Source organism: Paenarthrobacter sp. NPDC091711 (genome assembly GCF_044756605.1).
In the GTDB taxonomy this organism is placed as follows: domain Bacteria; phylum Actinomycetota; class Actinomycetes; order Actinomycetales; family Micrococcaceae; genus Arthrobacter.
On record NZ_JBIVTF010000007.1, the window covers coordinates 167,057 to 183,029 of the forward strand.

Sequence of the window (15,973 nt, forward strand, 5' to 3'; positions counted from 1 at the left end):
TGTCGGTTGTTAAGGTGAGGAGAAGTACCCGACGCAGCGGCCCCCCACCGCAACATTCGTCACCGCAGCAGTTCTCAAGGAGGAGATATGGGCAAGATTTCTGACCAATCCAAGCTTGCGGAGGGATTGGATCCCACGCTGCCTCCTCCGGCTGTGGAGGACTCCGTGCGTGAAGCGGAGGAACGCAAGTGGACCCCGGTCAAGATTGGTCTCTGGATTGCTATCTCGCTGCTGGGAGCGGTGGCGTGGTTCATGCTCGCACTGGTGCGCGGCGAAACCGTCAATGCCATCTGGTTCGTTTTCGCGGCCGTTTGCACCTACTTGATCGGCTACCGCTTCTACTCCAAGGTCATTGAGCGCTACTTGCTCAAGCCGGATGACCGCCGCGCTACTCCTGCTGAGTACAAGGCTGATGGCAAGGACTACGTCCGCACTGACAGGAACGTGTTGTTCGGGCACCACTTTGCCGCCATTGCCGGTGCCGGACCGCTGGTGGGACCCGTCATCGCGGCTCAGATGGGCTATCTTCCAGGCACTATTTGGATCATCATCGGCGTCGTTCTTGCCGGCGCGGTGCAGGATTACCTGGTCATGTTCTTCTCCATGCGCCGCGGTGGCCGTTCACTCGGCCAGATGGCCCGCGAGGAACTAGGCGTCATTGGCGGTACAGCAGCGTTGGTAGCCACGCTGCTCATCATGATCATCATTGTGGCCATCCTTGCCCTGGTAGTGGTCAACGCCCTGGGTGAAAGCCCGTGGGGCGTGTTCTCGGTGGGTATGACCATCCCCATTGCGTTGTTCATGGGTGTCTACCTGCGATTCATCCGGCCGGGCAAGGTGATGGAGGTGTCCATCATCGGCTTCGTGCTCCTGATGGCAGCCATCATTGGTGGCGGCGCCGTTGCCGGCACGGAGTGGGGCGCGGCCTTCTTCCACCTGGACAAGGTCACCATTGCCTGGGGCATCATCATCTACGGCTTCATCGCCGCCATCTTGCCCGTCTGGTTACTTTTGGCTCCACGTGACTACCTCTCCACGTTCATGAAGATCGGCGTGATCGTGATGCTTGCGCTCGCCATCATCGTGGTGCGCCCGGAGATCACTGTCCCGGCGTTCAGCGAATTCGCCGGCAGGGAAAACGGCCCCGTGTTCTCCGGTGCCCTGTTCCCCTTCCTGTTCGTCACTATCGCCTGTGGTGCCCTCTCCGGATTCCACGCACTTATTTCCTCAGGCACCACGCCCAAGCTGATCGAGAAGGAGCGGCAAACCCGCTTCATCGGTTACGGCGGCATGTTGATGGAATCCTTCGTGGCGATCATGGCCTTGGTAGCCGCGATCTCGATCGACCGCGGAATCTACTTCGCCATGAACGCGCCGCTGGCCCTGACCGGCGGCACTGTGGAGTCTGCGGCGCAGTGGGTGAACAGCCTTGGCTTGGCCAATGTGAACATCACCCCTGACGTGCTGGCGCAAACCGCGAAGGACGTGGGCGAGGAAAGCATCATTTCCCGTTCCGGCGGCGCCCCTACGCTGGCTGTCGGTTTGGCGCACATCATGCAGCAGTTCATTGGCGGACCGGGAATGATGGCTTTCTGGTACCACTTCGCCATCATGTTCGAGGCACTCTTCATCCTTACCGCCGTAGACGCCGGAACCCGTGTGGCCCGGTTCATGCTCCAGGACTCCATCGGCAACTTCATTCCCAAGTTCAAGGAAGCCTCATGGCGTCCAGGGGCCTGGCTGTGCACAGCCATCATGGTGGCAGCGTGGGGTGCAGTGCTGATCATGGGTGTCACGGATCCACTGGGTGGCATCAACACGCTGTTCCCGCTGTTCGGCATCGCCAACCAGTTGCTGGCAGCCATTGCGCTGGCTGTGTGCATGGCCATCACGGCCAAACGCGGAGTGTTCAAATGGTTGTGGATCGTGGCAGTTCCGTTGGCGTTCGCGGCCGTCGTGACCATCACCGCCAGCTTCCACAAGATCTTCTCGCCGGTCCCGGCGGTGGGTTACTTCGCCAATAACCAGGCGTTCTCCAAGGCCCTGGCTGATGGAAAGACGGAGTTTGGCACTGCCAAGACCGTCGCCGCCATGGAAGCCGTGGTCCGCAACACCATGATCCAGGGCGTGCTCTCCGTGATCTTCGTGACGCTCAGCATCATCGTGATCGTTGCCGCCCTCCTGGCAACCATCAAAGCAATCCGCGCAGGCGGCGGCCAGGACCATGAAGACCCGCCCGTTCCTTCCAAGGTGTACGCACCGGCAGGGCTGTTCCCCACCACTGCGGAGAAGAAGTTGCTTGCAGAATGGAACGCCTTGCCTGCGGAGAAACGGACCCAGAAGGCCAGTCACCACTAATGAACGGCTCCACTCATGAAAAAGCTCACTGATGAATACCGTCGTTAGGGGCCTTCGGGGCTTTGCCACCTACATGGGCTCGCTCATGGGTGCTGATGCATACCGGAAGTACCTGGAACACTTCGAAACTACCGGCCACTCCGGTCCTGCCATGACCGAACGCGAGTTCTGGCGGGACCGGATGGATCGGCAGGACAGCAACCCCCAGGGCAGGTGCTGTTGAGGCCAGCATCCGGTGCTAAGTTTCGCTACGAACGAAGTCCAAAACCAGGGCGTGGACAGGGGTTCGCGTGAAGCTCGTGAGAGTATGAACGGATGAGCGATCTGAACAACATTCAGCCCAAGGATGAGGCTTCGGACGACACCCCCGTGGTGGGAACCACGCTGGACGAGGGCCTTGAGAAGCCCGGGGGACAGCACCCGTTGGCGGATGAGGTGGCGAAGGATGCCAAACCCAAAGGCAACCTTCATGAACTTGTTGATGAGCCGGCCAAGGTGATGAGGATCGGCACCATGATCCGGCAGCTCCTGGAGGAAGTTAAAGCCGCGCCTTTGGATGACGCAGCCCGCGGTCGACTCGCCGAGATTCATGAGCGGTCCATCAAGGAACTCGAGGATGGGCTGGCCCCGGAACTCATCGAGGAATTGGAACGCATCAGTTTGCCTTTCCCTGATGAGAAAGCGCCCTCCGATGCGGAGCTTCGCATTGCCCAGGCGCAACTGGTTGGCTGGCTGGAGGGCTTGTTTCATGGCATCCAGGCCGCCATCGCCGCGCAGCAGGCTGCCAAAGAACACGCGGCCGCACAGATGCAGCTCCGTCAGCTCCCGCCGGGGACTGTCATTGCGCCGGGCATCGTCATTGGCGAGAACGGTCAACCGCAGAGGGCGGCAGCACCCGGTGCACCTGGTGCTCCCAACCAGGGCCGCAGGGAAGACCCCGATCACGGCCCGGGTCAGTACCTCTGAGTTCGCAGGTGGGTTTCTTTGGGGCCGTCCGGCAGGGGCGGAAGGACGATCTGGAGCTGGGCAAGGGGCTGTGGCGCCGCGCCCATGACCGTTTTCACCGGGGACTGGACCGATACCACCAAGTCCTTGAGGGCGTTGATGATGAGCAGCTATACAACGAGCTCGTGCAGATAGCCAACGAGTTGGCCGAATTATCCTCACGTGTGAGGACCATCTGCGTTGAGGCACAGAGGCGGTCTCCGAGTGACGGACTGGATGTCCCGGGTGCACTTGCCGGTGTGCACCGTGCCCTGTCTAAAGCGGGCAATTCCCTGGCGACCACTGCTGAGGCTGCGGCCATGTTGAGGTTGGCGGTGGGGCCCGTCCCTGTTGGCGCATTATCGGTGAGGCGCCGCGCGGAGTCGGTCTTCGAGCAGGTTGCCGACGCGGAGCGCCAACTGGGCGCCTGAGGCTCACCTCAATTAATGGCGAGCGTTTGCAACTACCCGCGTGCGCCCTTATTCTCTGTATGCAAAAAGTTACGCGCATAGCTGATCTGCGTAATATTCCGCGCTTTTGGTGGCCCGGGGCTGGCAGTATGGCAGACATGACTTCGTCACCAACACTTACTTTCAACGACGGCAACACCATCCCCCAGCTCGGCTACGGGGTGTGGCAAGTTGAAGACGATGTAGCCGAAAAGGTGGTGCGCCAGGCTTTCGAAGCCGGGTTCCGCCACATTGATACTGCCAAGATCTATGGCAACGAGGCAGGCGTCGGCCGTGCCATTGCCTCCTCCGGCCTGTCCGCTGAGGAAATCTTCATCACCACCAAGCTGTGGAACGCCGATCAGGGCTACGAGTCCACGCTGGCTGCCTTTGAGGAGTCCATGGACCGTCTCGGCCTCGAGACCCTGGACCTGTACCTCATTCACTGGCAGCAGCCCAAGCAGGAAAAGTACGTGGACACGTGGAAGGCACTGATCGAGCTGAAGAAGCGCGGCCGGGTCAAGTCCATCGGTGTTTCCAACTTCACCAAGGAAGGCCTGCAGCACATCATCAATGAGACCGGCGTTGTTCCGGCCATCAACCAGGTGGAACTGCACCCGTTCTTCAACCAGGCTGACCTTCGCGAATTCAACGCTTCCAAGGGAATCCTGACCCAGGCCTGGTCCCCGCTGGGCCAGGGCGGCGAACTCCTCGAGAGCGCAACTGTTGCTGAAATTGCTGCCAAGCACCACGCCACCCCGGCTCAGGTGGTCATCGCCTGGCACTTGGCCATCGGCAACGTGGTGATCCCCAAGTCCGTCACCGAGTCCCGCATTCAGGAGAACTTCGCTGCCCTGAACGTCACGCTGGACGCCACCGACGTCGAGGCCATCAACGGCCTGGACCGCGGTGCTGAAGGCCGCATCGGCCCGGACCCGGCAGTCTCCGACTTCGCCTAAACCCAAGACCTCACCGGGTTGACCTCGGTGCCCCGTACCCTTCATGGGTGCGGGGCACCTGCCGTTAACGCCCGACGTCGCTTCTCACCTCCGCGACGCGTCGCCGCCGGAGTCCGTGATGAAATTGAGCGACGCAGACGGACGGAGTTGGCATGGTGGTGTTTGACGCATTGGAGCGGCAGATTGTTGCTGCCTTGCAATTGGATCCCCGCTGCCCGTGGCGGAAGATGGCGGTGGTCTTGGGGGAGGCCGAACGAACCGTGGCCCGCAGAGGATCGCAGTTGCTGGAATCCGGTGCGGTGGCGGTGGTGGGAATCCGCCCTAGACCGTCGGTAGTGCTGGTTGAGATGCGGTGCATGCCCGGGACGGTGCGTGCTGCAGTCCACGCGCTTTCGTTGCGCTCAGACACCACGTTCGTGTACACCACCACGGGCACCGGTGACTGCGTGGCCGAAATACTCACGGAACCGTCGCGCATGGGGGAGGTGCTGTCTGATGAGCTGCCGGCCACCCTTGGTTTGCGTGATTCCACCAGTTATCCCGTGCTGCGGTACTTCCGGACCATCCGCGGTTGGCGGCCGGAGATTCTCACCGCAGACAAGGCTGAGGCAATCCGCTCAACCGCCGCCGAGGATTCGGGCGTTCTGGTGGCCCGGCAGGATTTGAGCCGTCAGGACAACGAACTCGTGGACGCACTATGTGCCGATGGCCGGATGAGTTTTGAGGCTTTGGGCCGCAGGGTTGGCGTTTCGGAGGCAACTGCCCGCCGCCGCAGCGAATGGTTGCTGGCCAATAACCAGGTCCACTTGAGGGCCATCGTAGAGCCCGCATCCTTTGGCCTTGGCGTTGAAGCTCTGCTGTGGATCCGTGCCTCGCCGCAACACGTTGAACACGTGGGGAAGAGCTTGGCTGAGCTTCCCACCGTTCGATATGCTGCGGCGATCGCCGGGAATTACCAGATCATGGCGGACGTGACCGTGGAGGACATGGCAGCCCTCTACCGCTTCATCACCACCTCCGAATGGGCACAAAGCGCCTCCGGCGTAGACGTTTCCATCCTTCTTGATGCTCGGAAACGCGGCGGCCGGGTTATGCGGTCACCGTCGTAAGGGGAGCCTGCGCTGCCCTGAAGGCTGGCGCGACGGCGGCATACCCCGTCTGCTGCTCGAAGGCGCGGCCGTAGCGGAGCAGCTGCATGTCCGTGTAATGGTTGCCGGCGAGCTGCAGGCCGATAGGTAGTCCGGCAGAGCTGAATCCCGCGGGAACACTGAGGACCGGCAGGCCGGTTGCGGACAGGAGGCAGGCTGAACGCATCCAGTCCAAGTACGTTTCTGACGCCGTGCCGGCAATGTCCGCGGGGTAGCGCAGCTTTGCGTCAAAGGGGAGAACCTGGGCGCAGGGGCTGGCGAAGAGTTGGTACCGCCCAAAGAAATCCTGAACACTCAGTTCCAACCGGGTCCGGGCAGCCGCGGTCTCAATGACATCCCGCGCCGTCAGGGCGAAGCCCTTCTCCACGTTCCAGTGGACTTCCGGCTTGATGACGTCACCGGCACGCTCCAGGATCGGTCCCAGTCCCGCGGCGAAGTCCATGGCACGGGTATTGCCGAACACCAGGTCTGCTTCGCTGAAGTCCGGAGTGGCTTCCTCAACGATCGCCCCGAGATCTTCGAAGATGGCCAGTTGCCGTTCCAAATGGTCAAGGATCTCCGCTTCCACAGGCACTCCGATGCCAAAGTCGCGCGACCACCCGATCCGCACACCGCGCATGTCGGTCTCCAGGGTGGATCGAAACACCTCAGGGTCCAGCCCGGAAGGATGGGGAACACGTGGATCGCTGCCGGCGGTCACGGACATGAACAAGGCGATGTCCTCCACAGTCCGGGCCATGGGGCCGGTTCTCCCCAGCCACGCGTGGGCGTTGACGGCGGACGGCATGGGGATGACCGCCGTCGACGGCCTGAAGCCCACCACATTGCAGAAGGAAGCCGGGATCCGGAGCGATCCGCCCATGTCGCTGCCGTCGCCGATGCTTTGGACGCGGGAGGCGACGACGGCGGCCACTCCGCCGCTGCTGCCGCCTGCGCTCAGGGTTGGGGCGTAGGGGTTGGTGGTGGTTCCGAAGAGCTCGTTGAAGGTGTGTGAGCCCGCGCCGAATTCGGGGACATTCGACTTTCCAGTGGTGACCACTCCGGCCGCTTTCAACCGCGCAATGATGAGGTCGTCGGCGTCGGGAACAAAGTCACGCAAGGCGAGGGAACCTTGGGTGGTGCGCATCCCGGCGGTGTTGTTGGTGTCCTTGTGCGTCATGGGAACGCCGTGGAGGGGTGGCAGTTCCACTCCGGATGCTGTGAGCTGATCGGCCCGGTGTGCCAGGGCATGGGCGCCTTCCGCGTCGAGGGTCACCACAGCATTGACCACGGGGTTGATCTCGGAGATGCGTTCCAGGTGTTCGGTCAACGCTTCGCGAGCCGAAACTTTCTTGTAGCGAATGGCTGCGGAAAGTTCGACGGCGGACAGCTCGCCAAGGGTGTCAGGCATGGTGCTCCTTTGCTGGATTGCTTCTGCCAGAAGTGTGCCGGGTCACAATGGCCGGGGGAAGTCCTGCGTCCGCGAAGGCAAGCTTTGACTGATTCGGCCACCACTTAGGCTGATTTCGTCAGCTATTGTGTGTGATCCGGCTCATAGCAGAGGGTGGTGGTAACCCACTGGCCGATCCGGTCTATGGGTAAGGATTTGCCCCACAGCGCCACATACCGCACAGCGTCGTCCGGATGCGGACTTGCCGAGGGGCCAACACCGGAGGTTCCCATGCACCAACCCCTGGCTCTTCAACCGCTGGCACCCAACGACTCAACCGACATCATGGCTATCGCAAACAATCCCGTCCTGTGGATCTGCGTGGCGGGTGTCTTTGGCGTGATCATCATCCAGTCCGTCATCTTCATGAAAGCCGCACGGCGCGCCGCTCCCTCCGTGGACATGAGTGCACAGGACATCAGGACCTCGTTCCGCTCCGGCGCTGTCTCGGCCATCGGTCCCTCCCTGGCAGTATCGCTGGTGGCCATCGCGCTGCTGGGTCTCTTCGGGGCGCCGGCTGTGTTGTCCAGGATTGGCCTGATCGGTTCAGCTGCCTACGATGTTTCGGCAGCGGGCATCGCGGCAGGTTCCATGGGGGCCAAGCTCGGCGATGCCAGCTACACGCAAAATGTCTTCGCGGTGGCGTTCTTCGCCATGAGCATCGGCGGAGCGATGTGGATGCTTGCCACCCTGATCCTGACCCCACTGCTGCGCAAAGGTGATGCCAAGATCCGCTCGGTGAACCCGGCCGCGATGGCGATCGTCCCGGCAGCGGCCTTGATCGGTGCCTTCTCCTGCCTGGGGCTCACCGAGCTGCCTAAATCGGGGATCCACGTGCTGTCCTTCGTGGTCTCCGCAGCGGTCATGGGCACGTGCCTGTTGCTGGCCAAGAAACTCGGCAAGAGCTGGTTACGTGAATGGGGGCTCGGAATCTCGATCGTCATTGGCCTGAGTGCAGCATTGCTTGCTGTTGGTCCGGCTGCCGGCGCCTAAACGCGCTGCCGCAAGCTGCCCCCTCGCCCGCAAGCTTCCGCCGTCGTTATCGCCTGAGCCCGACTCTTCTTGAGCCCGAAAGGAACACCCCTCATGTCTTCCACCACTTCTGCTCCAAGCACCAACAACACCGCCATGGCGGACTTCAGCCGCACCACGTCCCGCTGGGGCCAGATCACCATGATCGCCGGCCTCCTGATTTCCGTGGCGGGTCCGCTCTACCTCGTTTTCGCCACCGGACTGGATATTGCGCCCGCCCAGCTGTGGATCGCCTTCGCGGCAGTGGCCGCAACGTTCGGCATCATCTGGATCGTGGAGCCCCTCACGTACTATCCGATCCTGGGCCCGGCCGCGATGTATCAGGCGTTCATGATCGGCAACATCTCTAATAAGCTCCTGCCGGCGGCGCTGATCGCCCAAACCAATATCGGTGCAAAGCCGGGCAGCAAGAGGGCGGAACTTGCCGCCGTCGTCGCTATTTGCGGCGCAGCGGTAGTCCACCTGGTCTCCTTGGCCATCTTCGTCGGCCTCCTGGGCAGCTGGCTGATCAGCGTCATCCCGCCGTCGGTGCTGCTGGTCACCCGGCTTTACGTGCTGCCCACCGTCCTGGGAGCCGTTCTGGTACAGGCCATCGTGTCCATGAAGCAGCCTCGCACCACCGTGTTCGCCCTGCTGGTCTCGGCCGTCGTCGTGTTCGTCGTGCTGCCGCTGGTGCCCTCGCTCGCCATGGTGTCAACCGCTATCGCCGTGCTGGGCACCATCCTGCTGGCGTGGTTCTTCCGTGGAAAGACCACCATTGCCGAGGCCAAACCGATCCACATCGAGTAGCAACCCCACCCAGACACGCCTCCAGCCCCTCCTCGAGAAAGACAGCACCCATGACGTCAACAGTCGAAGCCCTTCAGCTCGATACCCACCAGACCGCCAAGCTCCACGCCCTGTACCGGCACCTTCACGAACATCCGGAACTGTCCATGCAGGAGTTCGCCACGGCCACGCTGATCGAGGAGCAATTGGATGGCCTGGGCATTGGGCATTTCCGTTGCGGTGGCACAGGGGTGGTGGGAATCCTGCGAAACGGTGACGGTCCCGTGGTGGCCTTCCGTGCCGATTCCGATGGCCTGCCCATCGAAGAGGCCACAGGGCTGGACTATGCCAGCACGGACACGGGCACGTTGCCCGATGGCACCACGGTCCCGGTGATGCACGGCTGCGGGCACGACACCCACGTGGCCAGCCTGCTGGGTGCCGCCGAGGTGCTTGCCGGCAGCTTGGACGCCTGGTCCGGGACACTGGTGCTGATCTTCCAGCCCGGCGAGGAGACTGCCGCCGGTGCGCTGGCCATGCTCGACGACGGACTGTGGGACAAAGCTCCGCGGCCGGAAGTGGTCTTCGGGCAGCATGTCATGCCCCGCCCGGTGGGTACTGTCGCGATTTCCAGCGGGCCGGTGGCCGCGATGGCGGATTCGCTGAAGGTCACCGTTCACGGCCAGCAGTCGCACGGCTCGCAGCCGCAGGACTCCATCGATCCCATTGTCATGGCCGCGCACATGGTCACCCGGTTGCAGAGCATTGTGTCGCGCGAGCTGGATCCGCGAAAGTCCGCCGTTGTCACCGTGGGCACGTTCCATGCGGGCCTCAAAGAGAACATCATCCCTGCCTTGGCCGAGTTCACCCTCAATATCCGAACCTTCGACGAGGACGTCCGAGGCCAGGTTCTGGCCGCCGTCCGACGCATCATCGAGGCTGAGGCTGCCGCCTCCGGAGCGCCGCGGCCGGACATCGAGGAGATGTACCGCTTTCCGCAATGCTTCAACGATCCCGACGCCGTTCCTCCGGTCCTCGAGGCCCTGCGGCTCGCGCTTGGCGCTGAGGCTGTCGAAATCACCCCGCCCATGATGGGCAGCGAGGACTTCGGACATCTAGGCACGGCTATCGGAGTTCCGTCTGTGTTCTGGATGTTCGGCGGCACTCCCTCGGCCGGGCATGACGGGCCGGGTCCAATCCCCGTCAACCATTCGCCGTTCTTCGCTCCCGAGCTGGAAGGTTCGCTGGCCGGGGGAGTCTCGGCCGCCGTCGCCGTGTTGATGTCCCGGCTGGGCCACTAACATCCGGGCCCGCCCTAGGATGGGGCCCATGGGGGAAATCGAAGATCTTTTTCACGGGCCTGCATCAGGATTGCCGGCACCGCTTTCGAACCAGGCTGTGCTGAGACGAAAGACTGCCGGGTACCTGCCGGCGCCGGAGGAAGAGGCTCCGATCAGGCACCTTGCCGGATACGCGCCCTTCGTGGCGTTCTGCGAAAGCAGGGGGTAGCCGCTGGGCAGCTTGCCACCGACGTGAGCGGGTTGTTGGCGTTCTTGCGCACCACCATCGGCGACATCACGGGCGACCCCCGCCTGAGCGGGGCCGCCACCATTTTCGTGGGAAACGTCATTGCTGCCATGCGCCCGGAAGCGCATTGGAGGGTGATGGCGGACGGCTCCCGCGAAGTAGGGTCCCGCGGCATGACGATCACGGTGGACCGCTTGATTGAGGGTCTGGGGGAGGCCGACGACGGAATGGTGGCCGGCCTCCTCACTCACCTTGAGGAGTGGGCAGGTGACGAACCGGAGAGTCCTATACTCCCCGCATTGCGGCCGGTTCCCAGCGGGCGGGCCACCGAACTCTTTGTGCGTCCGGACCTGGTCTCGCCTGTGTATCGGGGCGTGGGCGGCAACGCGATCAACTACGGGAACAGATGGGGTTCCGATAGTCCACCCGAGGACTCCTACAGTGTGGAAACCCACAGTGAACGATTCGAAGGGCTCCATGAGGTGGCCCGCGCTTTGATCGAGTACCTGGAGAGCACTTACGACGTCGATGTCAGCAGGGAACCGGCCCACGCGGCGGATGTGTCCATGAACGCCGATGAGGTGATCGACCTCGCGCGTCTGACACCCCGCGACCCGCTCGCCGCTCCGCTGACTTTCGTGTTGACGAGTTCCCCGGGGGTGGTGGTTCACGCCGGTGTGCTGCACGACTTCCCGTTTCCCATCTGCGGCTGCGACGCTTGTGACGAGACAGCTGAGAGCGAGGCGTCCCGCATGGAGGAGCTGGTCCTCGGCGTTGCAGCAGGCGGCTACGGCGAACGCTACCCCGTGGGCCGGAAGAAGTGGGCAGAGTACGCGCTCTTCGCGGCTGACGGATCCGGCAGCCGCAGCGGTGCGGGACCCCGGGGAGCCGCACCCGCTCAACTGGCCGCCGCTGAGGAGCGACTCCAAGCCGTCCCGGATGGGTGGAGGCCATGGCCACTTAGGGGGAGCGGGACGTCTACTCGTGTTTCGGCGCCAGGGCCCGCCTAGCTGTGTCGCCGTTCAGTAGGTCGGCAGGCACACATCAAGGGTCTTGCGGGGGCTCATGGCCGCACCTGCAGCTTCGAAAAGCGCGGCACCAGGGCCACGTCGCGGCCCACGGCCCTGATAGCTTGCATAGCCACGACCATGGAGACTGCTTCGCCGGCTTCTAGACGCACGATGGTTCCGCGGGTGACGCCCAGTTTCACAGAAAGATCGTGCTGGGTGAGCGCGGCCTCTTTGCGCGCCTCGGCGATGGAGCGCCCGAGGGAGGCAGCATCAACGGCTCGGTAAAACGGCGTCAAGTCGTTGAAATGTTCCATAAATCGATCATACGATTCCAAAACCCCAAATGTCCTATATTTTGAACATTTCAATGGCTTGGGCGGATGTTCGATATTCCCATCATCATGCTGGGGCGGATAACGAAGTGGAGTTGCCAAACGCGGGTTAGCATCACAATCACATATCTACGGTTTCGTCCATCTCCCGTGTCATACCGAAGGGCACCAGCGGACTGACCGTCACGGTAAAAGATTGGGGGCTTTCCCGCGTCACCAATATCCCTATGCGGAGTTCTGTGGCAATGTCGCGCAGTGATGCGACTGCAGCCTCGAGACGGTCGTCGCGTTCGTGGCGATTGTCAGCAAATACAGTCACGGAGTTTCGCTTCTTATGCGCTTCTTGCATGCTTTGTCTTTCTTGTCGGAAGGGCTGTCGCAAATCCTGCTGCAACGTTGAAAGGCCGCACGGAGTGCCGAGTGGCACTTTGGGAGTCTCACGTGAGGTACCGAAACACGCCCCACCCTGGAGTGCAGACGACGCAACCGTTTCGGTGGCGTGCCCCGAACGTGGGTCTTCGCTTGGACGATGAGGACTGAAAGGCTGCCGGGGCACCGCAGCCTAGGCATACTAATGAGGGTCGCAAATGTCGCTGTATCTCGGGTTCCTGACGGTCAAACTCTTCAGCTTCCCACTCTCGGCCGTCTAAATCGCTCTTAGCCCATCTCATCGCATCAGATTGGACCGGCTGCGACCCGCGGTTGCCTTGCAAGACATGCACGGATCGCAGTCACCGCCACTTTTGGATTTCCTAAGCCCCAGCCGGAACAGCGATGCCGACGTACTGGGTGGAAAGGTATTCCTCAATGCCCTCAAGTCCACCTTCGCGACCGAGTCCGGATTGTTTTACTCCACCAAAGGGGGCTGCCGCATTAGAGATGATCCCTGCATTCAGCCCCAGCATGCCGGTATCAAGCTTCTCGCTCATCCTCAAACCCCGGTTCAAATCCCTAGTGAAAACATAGGCAGCAAGCCCGTACTCCGTGTTGTTGGCGAGTCGGATCGCTTCCTCCTCCGTTGAAAAGGTAACGATGGGTGCGACGGGGCCGAATATCTCTTCAGAGAGAATGGGAGACCCCTCGTTGACTCCTGTGAGAATTGTTGGCGCGTAGAAGTAGCCAGGCCCATCAACGGGGGCCCCGCCGGAAACTGCCGTGGCGCCGGCAGATACCGCCTGCGTCACCAAGGAGTGAATTTTGTCCCTGCTCTTGGCATCGATCATGGGCCCGATCTGTGAGCCTGGCTCCGTTCCGCGGGCGGTAGTCAGTGAGGCCATGCGTGCTGCAAATTTCTCCGTGAACTCGTCAGCGATTGACTCCTGGACGATGAACCGGTTTGCAGCGGTGCAGGCTTCGCCCATATTGCGAAGCTTCGCAAACATGGCGCCATCCACGGCGGCATCAATGTCCGCATCGTCGAAGACGACGAACGGCGCATTCCCACCCAATTCCATCGAGGTTCGCAGCACCGTCTCCGAGGCGTCGGCAAGCAGGCGCCTACCGACCTCCGTGGAACCGGTGAAGGAAAGCTTCCGCAACCTGGAATCTTTGATCAGCGGTCCGGTGGTGGCGCCAGCCCTCGTGGACGGAATCACGTTGAGAACCCCGGCGGGTAGGCCGGCCTCTTGCATGACCTGGGCAAATAGCTGGGAAGTAAGTGGAGTCAATCTGGCGGGTTTGAGTACCATGGTGCACCCCGCGGCAACGGCGGGCGCGATCTTCCTTGTGGCCATAGCGAGGGGAAAATTCCACGGTGTAATCAGGAGGCAGGGCCCCACCGGCTTCTTTTGAACCAGAAGCCGTGACTTCCCATCGGGAGAAACCGAGTAGCGGCCCCATGTACGGACGGCTTCTTCCGAAAACCAGCGCAAAAACTCGGCCCCATAAGCGACTTCACCCTTGGCTTCGGCCAAGGGTTTGCCCATCTCGAGCGTCATAAGCAGGGCAAAATCATCGGCCCGCTCTGTGACCAACTCGAAAGCGCGGCGAAGGATTTCGCCGCGGTCCCTCGGTGCCACGGCGGCCCATGACTCCTGGGCGGCAACGGCTGCGTCGAGGGCAGCCAAGCTGTCTTCGGGGGCAGCGTCCGCGATGCTTGCCAGGACCTTGCCTGTGGCGGGATCTTCGACGTCGAATGTCGCTCCGGAGGCAGCCTGACGCCATTCGCCGCCAATCAATAGGCCAGTGGGTACCGAGGCGAGCAACTCGCTCTCAAGCGGGACAAATGTCATCTTGTTCTCCTTGCTGTCTGGTGTCCTTCCAATTCTATCGGCACACGGACCGTATGTCTGCATGATGGGAATATTAGTTTCTTGCTTGGGGCTAACCCGCCCCGTATCGTCAATGTGAAAGGTTGTCCGCGGGGTGAGAGAAGCATTATGACTGAGAATTCGGAGGCTTCCGCCGGAGGCATGGGCTTGGTGACTAAGTCCGCCGCCGTTCTTCAGGCGCTGGCCGCCTCGGGGGAGCTCACAGTTGGGCAGTTGTCTGCAGCGACAGGGGAGCCCGTGAGCTCGCTGTACCGATTGCTCTCGTCGCTGGATGCAATCGGGTGGGTTGAGCAAGGCGCCAAGCGCGGCAAGTTCCGCCTTGGCTTGGACTTCCTCCTGCTGGGATCTCGCCTCGAAGCCCAGCTTGACCTTCGCCAGCTTGCCCTCCCGGAGCTGATCCGCCTCCATGAAGCTTCCCGGGAGACCGTGTTCCTCTGCATTCGTCGCGGGATGTCGGCCGTGTGCATCGAGAGAATTGACGGGCGCGACGTCCAGATACACAGCCTTCGGCTGGGTGAGTCGCTGCCGTTGGGGGAGGGGGTTGCCCCTAGGGCGATACTCGCCTTTGAAAGCCCGGAGTTCGTGGCCGGATACCTTCGAGATTTCGCCTCCAAGTCTCCCATTAGCGCCATAGCCCCCGATGGCGCTCAGTTGGTGAAGCTGTTGGATGAAACGGCTGCGACTGGTGTGGCTGTTGCCGAGGCCGACTGGGTTGATGGGATTGGGGGGGTTGGCGCTCCGATCTTTGACCATAAGGGTCATGTCGTCGGTGCGCTGTCGATCAGCGGACTGTCGCGCCGTCTCTTTTCGGGCGAATTTGATGCCGTCGCATTGGTGACGCAAGCGGCGCGGGTCGTGAGTGAAAAGCTCGGTTCGGATTTACGTGATGGAGGGGTGGACCATGGCCAAGCCAATCCAGTTGCTAGCTAAGAGCAGTAAGCTGCTCCATTCCCTGGCTGAGAAGGGAGCCCTGCCAATCAGCGAGTTGGCGGAGGAGCTCGATATGCCGCGGCCCAGCGTCTACAGGTTGATCGACGCACTGAGGCTGGTAGGTCTGGTCTCCACGGCCGAGGACGGGCGTAGTCAGCTTGGTGCAGAAGTACTTCACCTAGCTCGTGCGGTTCTGGACGCGCTCCCCGAAGCTCGGGCGGCGCAAAGCGAACTTCAACGGCTGAATCAGGTCACAGGCCAAACCGTCTATCTTTGCGCCCCTAGAGATAACCGAGTTGCCTGCCTCGATTGGGTCAGGGGCACTCGGGTCTCCCTTCTTGCTCTCAGCCCCGGCGGCGCATTGCCGGTCAACGCTGGTGCAACCAGCCGGGTTGTCCTTGCGTATTCTCCCGGCCTGCTTGCTCGGCTTTCAGGTACCCCATTTGAACAATTGACGCCCAAAACTCTGACTTCGCTGGAGTCGCTGGAACACGACGGCAGGGCGATTCGCGAACGCGGCTACAGTGTCTCAAGCGAAGATGTAACCCTCGGCGTTTCGGCATTGGGTGTTCCGGTCTTCGGGCCCGCTGGCGAACTTAGCTGCGCCATCTCACTGGCCGGGTTGACTGATGACATATTGGGGAACGAGCCGGAGTATGCCAACGAGTTGATGGTGTCCGCCTCCCGGATCCAAGAAGCTCTCGAGGCTCCCCTGTAGGCTGCTGCCGCGTCATCCCTCCCGTCGGAGTGCCCCTGTGGCTAACCCCGGCTTCTTCT

17 protein-coding genes are annotated in these 15,973 nt (G+C 62.0%); 13 read left to right on the top strand and 4 right to left on the bottom strand.

Features of this window, described 5'->3' with window-relative positions:
* Nucleotides 1-87 precede the first annotated feature (87 nt).
* From ACIQH5_RS12980 to ACIQH5_RS13005, 6 genes are all read left to right on the top strand, one after another.
* Nucleotides 88-2,358 (top strand): carbon starvation CstA family protein, encoded by a 2,271-nt coding sequence (locus ACIQH5_RS12980; protein WP_400403825.1) that lies wholly within the window; start codon nt 88-90, stop codon nt 2,356-2,358.
* Nucleotides 2,359-2,389: 31 nt separating this feature from the next.
* The gene (locus ACIQH5_RS12985) at nt 2,390-2,581 is read left to right on the top strand and encodes a YbdD/YjiX family protein (RefSeq protein WP_024819634.1); all 192 of its coding nucleotides are present in this window, start codon (nt 2,390-2,392) and stop codon (nt 2,579-2,581) included.
* A 92-nt stretch (nt 2,582-2,673) separates the two neighbouring features.
* Nucleotides 2,674-3,324 carry a bacterial proteasome activator family protein gene (locus tag ACIQH5_RS12990; RefSeq protein ID WP_400403828.1) on the top strand — a complete coding sequence of 217 codons (651 nt, stop codon included), beginning with the start codon at nt 2,674-2,676 and terminating at the stop codon, nt 3,322-3,324.
* Between the two features lie 8 nt (nt 3,325-3,332).
* Nucleotides 3,333-3,773, top strand: coding sequence for a hypothetical protein (locus ACIQH5_RS12995; RefSeq protein WP_400403829.1), 441 nt, complete (start codon nt 3,333-3,335; stop codon nt 3,771-3,773).
* 137 nt (nt 3,774-3,910) lie between these two features.
* A complete protein-coding gene (locus ACIQH5_RS13000) occupies nt 3,911-4,750 on the top strand; it encodes an aldo/keto reductase (protein ID WP_400403832.1) in 840 nt (279 codons plus the stop codon).
* A 152-nt stretch (nt 4,751-4,902) separates the two neighbouring features.
* Nucleotides 4,903-5,859, top strand: a complete 957-nt coding sequence (locus ACIQH5_RS13005) for an AsnC family transcriptional regulator (protein WP_400403835.1) — start codon at nt 4,903-4,905, stop codon at nt 5,857-5,859.
* Here ACIQH5_RS13005 and ACIQH5_RS13010 read toward each other — a convergent pair.
* Complete coding sequence (locus tag ACIQH5_RS13010) at nt 5,840-7,288, bottom strand: amidase (RefSeq protein ID WP_400403838.1); 1,449 nt, start codon at nt 7,286-7,288, stop codon at nt 5,840-5,842. The two genes, ACIQH5_RS13005 and ACIQH5_RS13010, sit on opposite strands and share 20 nt — an antisense overlap.
* A 270-nt stretch (nt 7,289-7,558) precedes the next feature.
* Between ACIQH5_RS13010 and ACIQH5_RS13015 the strand changes: the two genes are divergently transcribed.
* The 5 genes from ACIQH5_RS13015 to ACIQH5_RS13035 all read left to right on the top strand — a co-directional run bounded on the left by ACIQH5_RS13015 (nt 7,559) and on the right by ACIQH5_RS13035 (nt 11,664).
* Nucleotides 7,559-8,320 (top strand): DUF5058 family protein, encoded by a 762-nt coding sequence (locus ACIQH5_RS13015; protein WP_400403841.1) that lies wholly within the window; start codon nt 7,559-7,561, stop codon nt 8,318-8,320.
* 93 nt (nt 8,321-8,413) lie between these two features.
* Nucleotides 8,414-9,148, top strand: a complete 735-nt coding sequence (locus ACIQH5_RS13020) for a hypothetical protein (RefSeq protein ID WP_400403844.1) — start codon at nt 8,414-8,416, stop codon at nt 9,146-9,148.
* A 50-nt stretch (nt 9,149-9,198) separates the two neighbouring features.
* Nucleotides 9,199-10,428, top strand: a complete 1,230-nt coding sequence (locus ACIQH5_RS13025) for an amidohydrolase (protein ID WP_400403847.1) — start codon at nt 9,199-9,201, stop codon at nt 10,426-10,428.
* A gap of 28 nt (nt 10,429-10,456) precedes the next feature.
* Entirely contained in the window at nt 10,457-10,636 is a 180-nt protein-coding gene (locus tag ACIQH5_RS13030) for a hypothetical protein (protein ID WP_400403850.1), read from the top strand.
* Nucleotides 10,637-10,659: 23 nt separating this feature from the next.
* Complete coding sequence (locus ACIQH5_RS13035; RefSeq protein WP_400403853.1) at nt 10,660-11,664, top strand: DUF6226 family protein; 1,005 nt, start codon at nt 10,660-10,662, stop codon at nt 11,662-11,664.
* Between the two features lie 53 nt (nt 11,665-11,717).
* Here ACIQH5_RS13035 and ACIQH5_RS13040 read toward each other — a convergent pair whose 3' ends face one another.
* The 3 genes from ACIQH5_RS13040 to ACIQH5_RS13050 all read right to left on the bottom strand — a co-directional run bounded on the left by ACIQH5_RS13040 (nt 11,718) and on the right by ACIQH5_RS13050 (nt 14,227).
* The gene (locus tag ACIQH5_RS13040) at nt 11,718-11,978 is read right to left on the bottom strand and encodes a helix-turn-helix transcriptional regulator (protein WP_400403856.1); all 261 of its coding nucleotides are present in this window, start codon (nt 11,976-11,978) and stop codon (nt 11,718-11,720) included.
* 139 nt (nt 11,979-12,117) lie between these two features.
* Entirely contained in the window at nt 12,118-12,315 is a 198-nt protein-coding gene (locus tag ACIQH5_RS13045) for a hypothetical protein (RefSeq protein ID WP_400403858.1), read from the bottom strand.
* Nucleotides 12,316-12,748: 433 nt separating this feature from the next.
* Complete coding sequence (locus tag ACIQH5_RS13050; protein WP_400403861.1) at nt 12,749-14,227, bottom strand: NAD-dependent succinate-semialdehyde dehydrogenase; 1,479 nt, start codon at nt 14,225-14,227, stop codon at nt 12,749-12,751.
* A gap of 147 nt (nt 14,228-14,374) precedes the next feature.
* On the opposite strand from ACIQH5_RS13050, the gene ACIQH5_RS13055 reads away from it, so the two are divergent.
* On the top strand, nt 14,375-15,196 hold the full coding sequence (locus tag ACIQH5_RS13055; RefSeq protein ID WP_400403863.1) for an IclR family transcriptional regulator: 822 nt from the start codon (nt 14,375-14,377) through the stop codon (nt 15,194-15,196).
* Nucleotides 15,168-15,914, top strand: coding sequence for an IclR family transcriptional regulator (locus ACIQH5_RS13060; RefSeq protein WP_400403866.1), 747 nt, complete (start codon nt 15,168-15,170; stop codon nt 15,912-15,914). Before ACIQH5_RS13055 ends, ACIQH5_RS13060 begins: the two co-directional genes overlap by 29 nt.
* Nucleotides 15,915-15,973: the final 59 nt, after the last annotated feature.

Coding starts and splice junctions, on each gene's coding strand:
- ACIQH5_RS12980 (WP_400403825.1), top strand. CDS start 88: ATGGGCAAGATTTCTGACCAATCCAAGCTTGCGGAGGGATTGGATCCC.
- ACIQH5_RS12985 (WP_024819634.1), top strand. CDS start 2,390: ATGAATACCGTCGTTAGGGGCCTTCGGGGCTTTGCCACCTACATGGGC.
- ACIQH5_RS12990 (WP_400403828.1), top strand. CDS start 2,674: ATGAGCGATCTGAACAACATTCAGCCCAAGGATGAGGCTTCGGACGAC.
- ACIQH5_RS13000 (WP_400403832.1), top strand. CDS start 3,911: ATGACTTCGTCACCAACACTTACTTTCAACGACGGCAACACCATCCCC.
- ACIQH5_RS13005 (WP_400403835.1), top strand. CDS start 4,903: ATGGTGGTGTTTGACGCATTGGAGCGGCAGATTGTTGCTGCCTTGCAA.
- ACIQH5_RS13010 (WP_400403838.1), bottom strand. CDS start 7,288: ATGCCTGACACCCTTGGCGAGCTGTCCGCCGTCGAACTTTCCGCAGCC.
- ACIQH5_RS13015 (WP_400403841.1), top strand. CDS start 7,559: ATGCACCAACCCCTGGCTCTTCAACCGCTGGCACCCAACGACTCAACC.
- ACIQH5_RS13020 (WP_400403844.1), top strand. CDS start 8,414: ATGTCTTCCACCACTTCTGCTCCAAGCACCAACAACACCGCCATGGCG.
- ACIQH5_RS13025 (WP_400403847.1), top strand. CDS start 9,199: ATGACGTCAACAGTCGAAGCCCTTCAGCTCGATACCCACCAGACCGCC.
- ACIQH5_RS13030 (WP_400403850.1), top strand. CDS start 10,457: ATGGGGGAAATCGAAGATCTTTTTCACGGGCCTGCATCAGGATTGCCG.
- ACIQH5_RS13040 (WP_400403856.1), bottom strand. CDS start 11,978: ATGGAACATTTCAACGACTTGACGCCGTTTTACCGAGCCGTTGATGCT.
- ACIQH5_RS13050 (WP_400403861.1), bottom strand. CDS start 14,227: ATGACATTTGTCCCGCTTGAGAGCGAGTTGCTCGCCTCGGTACCCACT.
- ACIQH5_RS13055 (WP_400403863.1), top strand. CDS start 14,375: ATGACTGAGAATTCGGAGGCTTCCGCCGGAGGCATGGGCTTGGTGACT.
- ACIQH5_RS13060 (WP_400403866.1), top strand. CDS start 15,168: ATGGCCAAGCCAATCCAGTTGCTAGCTAAGAGCAGTAAGCTGCTCCAT.